This is a genomic window from Actinosynnema sp. (genome assembly GCF_052038725.1).
Window position 1 is genome coordinate 1 of record NZ_JBQGCX010001271.1, and the last position, 9242, is coordinate 9242.

Annotated in this window: 9 protein-coding genes; 4 read left to right on the forward strand and 5 right to left on the reverse strand. The window is 74.8% G+C overall.

The window, feature by feature from the left end:
• Positions 1-26 precede the first annotated feature (26 nt).
• Positions 27-1292, forward strand: coding sequence for a cryptochrome/photolyase family protein (locus ACTUAL_RS26825; protein ID WP_440902194.1), 1266 nt, complete (start codon positions 27-29; stop codon positions 1290-1292).
• Positions 1293-1352: 60 nt separating this feature from the next.
• Here the strand turns inward: ACTUAL_RS26825 and ACTUAL_RS26830 are convergent, their stop codons facing one another.
• From ACTUAL_RS26830 to ACTUAL_RS26850, 5 genes are all read right to left on the reverse strand, one after another.
• Positions 1353-1997: a response regulator transcription factor gene (locus ACTUAL_RS26830; protein ID WP_440902195.1), complete on the reverse strand. Its 645-nt coding sequence runs from the start codon at positions 1995-1997 to the stop codon at positions 1353-1355.
• Between the two features lie 12 nt (positions 1998-2009).
• On the reverse strand, positions 2010-3299 hold the full coding sequence (locus ACTUAL_RS26835) for a histidine kinase (protein ID WP_440902196.1): 1290 nt from the start codon (positions 3297-3299) through the stop codon (positions 2010-2012).
• A gap of 186 nt (positions 3300-3485) precedes the next feature.
• A complete protein-coding gene (locus ACTUAL_RS26840; protein WP_096491356.1) occupies positions 3486-4727 on the reverse strand; it encodes an ABC transporter permease in 1242 nt (413 codons plus the stop codon).
• Positions 4724-5638, reverse strand: coding sequence for an ABC transporter ATP-binding protein (locus tag ACTUAL_RS26845; protein WP_096491357.1), 915 nt, complete (start codon positions 5636-5638; stop codon positions 4724-4726). The genes ACTUAL_RS26840 and ACTUAL_RS26845 overlap by 4 nt, the downstream gene beginning before the upstream one ends.
• A gap of 25 nt (positions 5639-5663) precedes the next feature.
• On the reverse strand, positions 5664-5924 hold the full coding sequence (locus ACTUAL_RS26850; protein WP_012783164.1) for a helix-turn-helix transcriptional regulator: 261 nt from the start codon (positions 5922-5924) through the stop codon (positions 5664-5666).
• Between the two features lie 183 nt (positions 5925-6107).
• Between ACTUAL_RS26850 and ACTUAL_RS26855 the strand changes: the two genes are divergently transcribed.
• From ACTUAL_RS26855 to ACTUAL_RS26865, 3 genes are read left to right on the forward strand one after another with little or no spacing between them, the layout of a single operon-like run.
• Complete coding sequence (locus tag ACTUAL_RS26855) at positions 6108-6551, forward strand: YbaB/EbfC family nucleoid-associated protein (protein ID WP_440902197.1); 444 nt, start codon at positions 6108-6110, stop codon at positions 6549-6551.
• A gap of 20 nt (positions 6552-6571) precedes the next feature.
• Entirely contained in the window at positions 6572-6880 is a 309-nt protein-coding gene (locus ACTUAL_RS26860) for a type VII secretion target (RefSeq protein WP_012783166.1), read from the forward strand.
• Complete coding sequence (locus ACTUAL_RS26865) at positions 6877-8655, forward strand: WXG100 family type VII secretion target (RefSeq protein ID WP_440902198.1); 1779 nt, start codon at positions 6877-6879, stop codon at positions 8653-8655. The genes ACTUAL_RS26860 and ACTUAL_RS26865 overlap by 4 nt, the downstream gene beginning before the upstream one ends.
• The last annotated feature ends 587 nt before the right edge of the window (positions 8656-9242 follow it).

The window sequence follows — 9242 nt, forward strand, 5'->3', positions numbered from 1 at the left end:
GTGAGGGCGCTCCTAGGGTCGGCCGGGTGACTTCCTCGACCGTGGTGTGGTTCCGCCGAGACCTGCGCGTGGAGGACCACCCCGCGCTGCTGGAGGCGGCGGACCGCGCGGACCGCGCGCTGGCCCTGGTCGTGCTCGACCCGAAGCTCCTGCGCCCGTCCGGGAAGCCGCGGGTCGAGTTCCTGCACCGCTGCCTCAAGTCCCTGGACGACCGGCTGGGCGGCAGGCTCATGGTGGTGGAGGGCGACCCGGTCGAGGTGGTCCCCGCCGTGGCGCGGGAGGTCGGCGCCGACACCGTGCACGTCTCGGCGGACACCGGGCCGTACGGGCGCGAGCGCGACGCGGCCGTGGGGGAGCGGGTCGAGCTGGTGGAGGCGGGCTCCCCGTACGCGGTGAAGCCGGGTCGCGTGCGCAAGGCGGACGGCGCCCCCTACCGGGTGTTCACCCCGTTCTACCGGGCCTGGCTGGACCACGGCTGGCGCAAGCCCGCGGACACCGACGAGTCCACCGTGGACTGGATTGAGCCCCCGCGCAGCACCCGCCCCAGGGCGGAGCCCCTGCCGGACGTGGCCGAGCTGTGGGAGCGCTTCCGCGACGAGCGCCTCCCGGACTACCACCGCACCCGCGACATCCCCGGCGTGGACGGCACGAGCCGGTTCTCGGCGTTCCTGCGCTGGGGCGTGGTGCACCCGAGGACCCTCCTGGACGACCTGGGCCAGGACGAGGGCTCCGCGGTGTTCCGCAACGAGCTGGCGTGGCGCGAGTTCTACGCCGACGTCCTCTGGCACCACCCGGCCAGCGCCCGCCGCAACCTCGACCGCCGCTTCGACCGCATCGAGCTGGACGAGGACCGCGACCACTTCCACGCGTGGTGCGAGGGTCGCACCGGCTACCCGATCGTGGACGCCGGGATGCGCCAGCTGCTGGCGGAGGGCTGGATGCACAACCGCGTCCGGATGATCACGGCGAGCTTCCTGGTCAAGGACCTGCACCTGCCGTGGTGGTGGGGCGCGAGGCACTTCATGGAGCACCTCGTCGACGGCGACCTCGCCTCGAACCAGCACAACTGGCAGTGGGCGGCGGGCAGTGGGACCGACGCGGCCCCCTACTTCCGGGTGTTCAACCCGATCACCCAGGGGCAGAAGTTCGACCCGCAGGGCGACTACATCCGGCGCTACGTCCCGGAGCTGCGTGACGTGGCGGGCAAGGCGGTCCACCAGCCGAGGGACCCGATCGTGGACCACGCCCACGAGCGCCAGGTGGCCCTGGACCGCTTCGCCGCGATCAAGTAGCCGCCCGCCTGCCCGCCTGCGCCTGCGCCCGCTCGCCCGCCTGTGCCCGCCCCGCGCCCGTCACGAGGCCCGCAGGTAGGCGAGCACCGCCAGCACCCGCCGGTTCCCCTCCACCCCCGGCGGCAGCCCGAGCTTGAGGAGGATGCTCCCCACGTGCTTGTGCACCGCGGCCTCGCTGACGCACAGCCGCCGCCCGATGGCCGAGTTCGCCATCCCCTCGGCCACCAGCGCCAGCACCTCCCGCTCCCGCCCGGACACCCGGGCCAGCGGGTCGCGCCGCCTGCCCAGCAGCGACCGGACCACCTCGTGGTCGATCACCGTCCCCCCGGCGGCGACCCGCCTGAGCACGTCGACGAACTCGGCGACGTCCACGACCCGGTCCTTGAGCAGGTACCCGACCCCCTGCCCGTCGCCGGACGAGAGCAGCTCCTCCGCGTACTCGCCCGCCACGTACTGGCTGAACACCACCACCGGCAGCCGGGGGTCGGCCGCCCGCAGCCGGACCGCCGCGCGCAGCCCGTCGTCCCCGTCGCCCGGCGGCATCCGGACGTCGGTGAGCACCAGGTCGGGTGAGTGCGCGGCCACGGCGTCGAGCAGCGCGGTGGCGTCCCCGACCGAGGCCACCACCTCGATTCCGAACCGCCGCAGCAGCTCCTCGACCCCGGCCCGCAGCAGCACCCCGTCCTCGGCCAGCACCACCCGCACCGCCCCGCCCCCTCAGCCGCTCAGGGGCAGGGTCGCCCGCAGGACCGTCGGCCCGCCCGCCGGGCTGGACAGCGACAGCCTCCCGCCCACCACCGCGACCCGGTCGGCCAGCCCGGTCAACCCGCTCCCGGCCGCCGGATCGGCCCCGCCCCGCCCGTCGTCCCGCACCTCGACCACCACGCCCCCGCCCTCGATCCCGGCCCGAACGAGCACCTCGCCCGCGCCGCTGTGCTTGACCGCGTTCGCCACGGCCTCGGCCACCACGAAGTAGGCCACGGACTCCAGGTGCGCGGGCGGCCGGGTCGGCAGGTGCGCCCGCAGCACCACCGGCACGACCGACCGGTCCGCCAGCTCGGCCAGCGCCGCCCCCAGCCCGCGATCGGTCAGCACCGCCGGGTGGATCCCCCGCACCAGCTCCCGCAGCTCCACCATCAACCGCTTCGCCTGGTCGTGCGCCGCCGCCACGTCCTCGTTCTCCGGCAGCTCCGCCTTCGCCAGCCCCAGCCGCAGCGTCAACCCCACCAACCGCTCCTGAGCCCCGTCGTGCAGGTCCCGCTCGATCCTGCGCCGCTCGGCGTCGAACCGGTCCACCAGCCGCGCCCGCGACCCCGCCACCTCGGCCAGCTCGGCCCGCAGCGCCTCGTCACCGCGCAGCAGCGCCCGCCCGACCAGCAGGTGCCCGGCCCCGAGCAGCCCCACCGCGTACGCCAGCACCGGGACCAGGGCGATCCCGGCCGCCGTGAACCACAGCCCGTCCGCGGGCGTCACGGCCCGCCACCCCAGCACCACCAGCGGCGAGTCCGGCGTGACCAGCAGCGGCGCCAGCAGCATCGCCAGCGGCACCCCGCCCGCCAGCAGCAGCACCCCGCCCAGCCCGGTCCCGGCCAGCGCCAGCAGCACCGCGTACCCGGTCTCCCGCCAGGCCGCCGCCGTCAGGTACCGGCTCCGCACCCAGGCCCCGAGCCCCGGCGCGGGCCGCACCGCGGCCAACCGCTCGTCCCCCAGCAGCACCAGCCGCCACCGCTCCGCCCACGCCACCGGGGCGGACAGCACCGGCAGCGCCGCCGCCAGCGCCGCCCCGAGCAGCAGCGCCGCCACCGGCATGACCCCGCTCACCGCCTCGCCGCGCACCACCTTGACCACCGCCGCCGCCCACAGCACCCCCACCGGGGCCAGCGGCGCCGCCGCCACCGCCGCGACCAGCGGCGTCGTCAGCGCGTGCAGCAGCGCCCGCCACGGCCACACCGAGACCAGGAACCCCTTGCGCCGCAACGCGCCCACCACGTCCCGCGATTCGTCCACACCGCAGAACGCTAACGACGCGGGGGCGCGGGGTCTGCCACGCCAGGGATAGTCCTCGAGCTACCGCCAGCGCTACCCCCGAACGGCCTCACCAGCGCGAACTCGCCGCCGCGCACTCACCGCCGCGCACTCACCGCCACGCACTCATCGGCCCGAATCCACCGGCCCGAATCCACCGGCCCGAGCTCACCGCCGAGCCGCCCCCCGCGCGGTCCCGCGCGGCGATCGCAGCGCGTCCCGCAGCCGAACCCGCGCCCCGGTCCGCAGCACCGCGTTCGCGTACACCTTCCCGCCGACCCACACCACGCCCACCGCGGCCCCCAGCGCCAGCACCACCGCCAGCACCACCTGCCACGCGGGCGCGGCCCCGATCGCCATCCGCCCCGGCATCAGGATCGGCGCGAACGGCGGCAGCACCGACAGCACCGCCACGAGCCTGCTCGCCGGGTCCCTGACCAGCAGGTTGAACCCCACCACGAACGCGATCACGATCAGCATCGTGATCGGCGTCAGCACCGACTGGACCTCCTCCTGCCGCGACACCAGCGACGCCGCCGCCGCGAACACCGTGGCGTACAGGAAGAACCCCAGCAGGTACCAGAGCACCCCGATCAGCAGCGCCCCGCCGGTCGGCCCGTCCACCCGGACCACCCCGGCGGCCGACGCCAGTCCCAGCCCGATCGCGCCGATCAGCAGCAGCTGCGCCAGCCCGACCGCGCCGAGCCCGATCACCTTGCCCATCAGCAGTTGCGCGGGCCGCAACGTCGACAGCAGGATCTCCACGACCCGGCTCGACTTCTCCTCCACCACGCCCTGGGCGACCATCGTCCCGTAGACCAGCAGCGAGTAGTACAGCAGTCCGGCGATCACCAGCCCGATCACCAGCCGCTGCCCGACCATCGGGTCCTCCGGGTCCAGCGCCACGACCCGCACCCGCGCGTCCGCCACGTTCTGCTGCACCCGCGCCGGGTCCAGCCCGGCCTCGGCCAGCTGCGCCGCCAGCACCTGCTGCTTCACGATCAGGTCGACCGCGTTCGCCAGCGAGGGGTCCAGCCCGTCCTTGACCAGCACCCGCAGCGCGTCCGGCGCGCCCAGCACCAGCGCGTCCAGCTCCCCGGACCGCACCAGCCCCTCACCCGCCGCCGAGTCCGGCACGTCCACGACCTCGACCTCGCGCCCGAGCGAGCGCGCGGTCTCCTCCAGCGGCTGCGCGAGCACCGTCGCCTGCCCGTTCAGCCCGACCACCGACGTCGACGCCGAGGTGAACAGCAGCGCCTGCAGCGCCACGAACCCCGCCATCGCCGCGATGATCACCACCGTGCCGACCACGAACGACCGGGTGCGCACCTTGCTCAGGAACTCCCGGCGCGCCACCAGGAGGACCGCGCGCGCCGGGGACAGCGAGCGGCCGGGGGACGGTGCGCTCATGCGGCGCTCTCCTCGCTGGTGACGACGCTGCGGAACAACTCGGTCAGCGACGGCCGCCGCCGGGAGAACTCGCGCACCGGCCCGGTCGCCAGCGCCGCGCCCAGCACCGCCTGGTCGTCGGCGCCCGGCGCCAGCTCGACCACGGTGCGCGCGCCCTCGTGCCGCGCGGACAGCACGCCGGGCACCGCGTCCGCCCAGCCGGGCGGCGCGCCGGGCGCCTCCACGACCAGCCGCTCCACCCCGCCCGCGCGCAGCTCGTCCACGGTCCCGCAGGCCACCATCGCCCCGCCGCGCACGATCCCCACCCGGTCGCACAGCCGCTCCACCAGGTCCAGCTGGTGGCTGGAGAACACCACGGGCACCCCGGCGGCGGCCTGCTCGCGCAGCACCTGGCTCATCACGTCCACCGCCACCGGGTCCAGCCCGGAGAACGGCTCGTCCAGGACCAGCACCTCGGGCCGGTGCACCAGCGCCGCCGCCAGCTGCACCCGCTGCTGGTTGCCCAGGCTCAGCTTCTGCACCTCGTCGCGCCGCCGCTCCCGCAGCCCCAGCCGGTCCACCCACAGCTCGGCCGACCGCAGCGCCTCGCCCGGCGCGAGACCGTGCAGCTCGGCCAGGTACACCAGCTGCTCCAGCACCCGCATCTTCGGGTAGAGCCCGCGCTCCTCCGGCATGTAGCCGATCGACCGGCGGGTCCGCAGGTCGATCGGCGCGCCGTTCCACCGCACCTGCCCGGAGTCCGCCTCCAGCACGCCCAGCGCGATCCGCATCGTGGTGGTCTTGCCCGCCCCGTTGCTGCCGACGAACCCGAACAGCTCGCCCGCCCGCACCTCGAACGTCATCTCCCGCAGCGCGACGACGTCCCCGTAGCGCTTGGAGACCCGGTCGACCTCCAGCAGCCCCTGCGACACCCTCGCTCCTCCTCGCTCACCGGGATCACCGGCGGTAGACCTGGGTGGACAGCGGTTCGAACGGAGCGCGGCCGAACACCGCCTCGACGGGCAGCCCGAACACCTCGCAGATGCGCAGCGCGAGGTCCAGGCTCGGGTAGTGGTCGCCGCGCTCCAGCGCGCCGATCGTCTGCGGGTTCACCTCCACCGCCTCGGCGAGGTCGGCCCGGCTCAGCCCGCGTTCCGCGCGCAGCACGCCGATCCGGTTGTGGATGGGCTGCTCGGAGCCCCGGCGCACCGGACTCATGGACGAAGTGTTGCGAAAACCCAACAGGACGGCAACCTGACCGCACGGTCAGCGGGACATTCCCCCGGATGGCCCAATTCGGCCACGCGCGGGTGAAACGATGGGGTCGCCGGAACCGAATCGAACGACGACGGGTCGAACCGGCACAGGGCGGGTGAGCCCGGTGTGCGATGAGGGGTGCAGATGGAGCCGGACCAGTGGCTCGCGCAGTACGGGCAGAAGATCGAGCAGGCCAAGCGCGAGGCGGCGCAGACCGAGGCGAAGCTCGGCGGGGTGGGCGGCAGCGCCACCTCCCCGGACGGGCTGATCACGGTCTCGGTGAACGCCTCCGGCGCGCTGACCGACCTGATCATGCGCCCGGCGCTGCGCGGTGAGGACCCGGAGCGGATCGCGGCGGCCGTGCTCAAGGCCGTCGCCGAGGCGCAGCGCGCCGCCGCCGGGCAGGTCGTCGAGATCGTGTCCGAGCTGGTCGGCGACAGCCCGGCCCTGGAGTTCGTGAAGTCCCGGATGCCGAACGGCTATTCGGGTGACGGCACGGACCCGGTGGAACCGGCTCCCGAGGTGCAGCGTCGGGACACCAGGCCCGACGACGACTACTTCACCAACCCGCCAGACGTGATGGCCTAGAAGAGCCGGGGGACAGATCGATGTTCGACTCCTTCAACGTGAGCCCGGAGCAGATCCGGGGGCACGCGGGAACGGTCGACCAGCTGACGCAGCGCATGGTCACGGCGACCCAGACCGCCGACCCCTCCCTGGCGACCGACGCCTTCGGGATCTTCGGGTCGTTCCTGGCCGAGTTCCTGCTCAAGCAGGCGGGCGTCTCCCAGGACATCCTCGGCCAGGCCGCCGAGACCGTGGCCGACATGTGCCAGGGGCTCAAGGAGGTCGCCGACCTGTACGAGAACGTCGACCTCGACAACGCGTTCGGCTTCACCGGAAAGGCGCGCGGATGACCCCCCAGGCAGGCACCGACGTCTCGACCACCCAGCAGCGCGACCCGGCCAACCTGGTCGGCGACGTCAAGGGCACCGCCGACGCGATCGAGCGCGGCGACTGGGTCGCGGCCGGGCTCGGCATGGCCAACGCGGCCATGAGCGTGGTCGGGCTGGCGAGCAACCCCATGGGCGGGCTGGTCTCGGCCGGGTTCAGCTGGGCCGTGCAGCACGTGTCGTTCCTGAAGGAGCCGTTCGACGCGCTGCTGGGCAACCCGCAGGCGATCACCAAGATGTCCGACAGCTGGGCCAACGCGGCCAAGCAGGTCGAGTCGATCGTCGCGGACTACCGGCGGACCTCGGTGGAGGAGACGAAGGGCTGGCGGGGCCGCTCGGCCGACGGCTACCGGGCCGCCGCGACCAAGCACTCGTCCGGCCTGGAGACGCTGGCCAAGGCGGCCAAGGGCATCTCCACGGCGGCCAAGGGCGCGGGCGAGCTGGTCGGCACCGTCCGCAAGACGATCATGGACTTGATCGGCAAGGCCGTGTCCGAGATGGTCATGAAGATCATCCAGTGGCTGTCGGTGTCCTGGCTGACCTTCGGCGCCTCCATCGCCGCCGCCATCGGCGACATCGTGCGGATGGCGTGCGACTACGCGAAGAAGTTCGTGGACTTCCTGCAGAAGCTCGCGACCTCGCTGAAGAAGCTCATCGACCTGATCAAGTCCGTCGCGCAGATCGCGCAGACCGCGAAGCAGGTCCTGCAGGCGATCACCGCGATGACGCACTCCAACTCGGCGGGCGCGGCGGGCGCGGGCGGGAACCCCCGGCTCAGCGCGGGCGGCCTCGGGCTGACCGGCGAGCAGCTGGCGAACATGGACCGGGGGGCGAACACCCGGTACAGCGAGAACGGCAGCGGGAGCACCTGGACCAGCGGCGCGAACGGCGCGGGCGGTGGGGCCGCGGTGAACCAGCCGGGCACGCTCGGGCCCGGTGCGGGCGTCGGCGCCGGTTCCGGCTACGACAGCGGGTACGGCGGCGCGGGCGGCAGGCCGGTCGTGTCCCAGCCGCCCGTGGTCGGTGGCGGTGTCGGTGGGGTCGGTGGTGGGGTCGGCGGGTCCTACGGGGGCTCCACGGGCGGTTCGTCGGTGTCCAGGCCGCCCACGGTCGGCGGTGGGGCAGGCGGCTCCGCGGGTTCGGGCGGCTACGGCGGTTCCGGCGGTTCGTCGGGCGGTTCGTCGGGCGGCCACTGGGAACCCGGCCGCTGGGTGCCCGCCGGGAGCGGCGTCACCGGCGTGACCCCGCTGCCCGCGCGCGACGTCACGCACGCGACCAACACGACTCCCACGGTTCCCCCGCTGACCACGCCCCCGATCCCCACCGTGAAGCCGTTCGGCGGTGACCTCGGTGGTGGTGGCGGTGCCGGTGGTGGCGCCGGTGGGGGCGGCGGCCCGATGCCCAGCTTCGGCGGCGGTGGCGGCGGCTTCGGCGGTGCCGGTTCCGCAGGCGGCCTGGGCGGTGCAGGCGGCGCCACCCCCCCGCCGATGCAGGCAGGCGGCGCGTCCGGCGTCCTCCCGTCCGGGGCGGCAGGCGCTCCCGCGCCAGGCGCCCCCGGCGGCGCCCCGGCGGGCGGCGCGCGAGGCGCGGGCGGCGGCATGGGCATGATGGGCGGAGCCCCGATGGCCCCGATGGGAGGCCAGGAGGGCGGCAAGGACCACCAGCGCAAGGTCCGCATCCAGGGCGACCCCCTGGCCGAGGAGCCGCCGAAGGCGGCGAAGCCGGTGATCGGCGAGTAACCCGCTCACACGGCGACGAGGACCAGCATCGAGGGGCCGCCCAGGTGGGCGGCCCCTCGTGTTGATCCGCAGGTGCACCCGCAGTCGCAGCCACACTCGCACCCGCAGCCACACCCGCACCCGCAGCCACACTCGCAGCCGCAGCCACAGCCACAGGCGCGAGCAGGTGCCCACAACCGCGCCCAGCCCGCGCCTTGCAAGGTTGAACGGTCCGTTCAACCGAGATCCTGTGCCACACCAACCGCCTCGAACCTCACGCCTCCCGCTGCCACCCGCTAATTGCCTCTCATCGCCAGCCGCCAGCCGCCAGCCGCCAGCCGCCAGCCGCCAGCCGCCAGCCGCCAGCCGTGGCCCGCTGCCCGCTTCCTGCCCTCGCTGCCCGTGGCCTGAGGCCCGTCGCCCGTCGCCCGTCGCCCGTCGCCCGTCATGAGCTTCCCGCCCCCCCCCCAGCCCCCCCAACCCCCCCCCCCCCCCCCCCCCCCCCCCCCCCCCGCCCCCCCCCCCCCCCCCCCCCCCCCCCCCCCCCCCACCCCCCCCCCCCCCCCCCCCCCCCCCAGCCCACCCGGCGACCCCCGCCCCCCGCCCCC

What these genes read in the sequence shown, in the direction of transcription:
- ACTUAL_RS26840 (WP_096491356.1), bottom strand. Translation starts at nt 4,727, where the DNA reads ATGAGCGCACCGTCCCCCGGCCGCTCGCTGTCCCCGGCGCGCGCGGTC.
- ACTUAL_RS26850 (WP_012783164.1), bottom strand. Translation starts at nt 5,924, where the DNA reads ATGAGTCCGGTGCGCCGGGGCTCCGAGCAGCCCATCCACAACCGGATC.
- ACTUAL_RS26855 (WP_440902197.1), top strand. Translation starts at nt 6,108, where the DNA reads ATGGAGCCGGACCAGTGGCTCGCGCAGTACGGGCAGAAGATCGAGCAG.
- ACTUAL_RS26860 (WP_012783166.1), top strand. Translation starts at nt 6,572, where the DNA reads ATGTTCGACTCCTTCAACGTGAGCCCGGAGCAGATCCGGGGGCACGCG.
- ACTUAL_RS26865 (WP_440902198.1), top strand. Translation starts at nt 6,877, where the DNA reads ATGACCCCCCAGGCAGGCACCGACGTCTCGACCACCCAGCAGCGCGAC.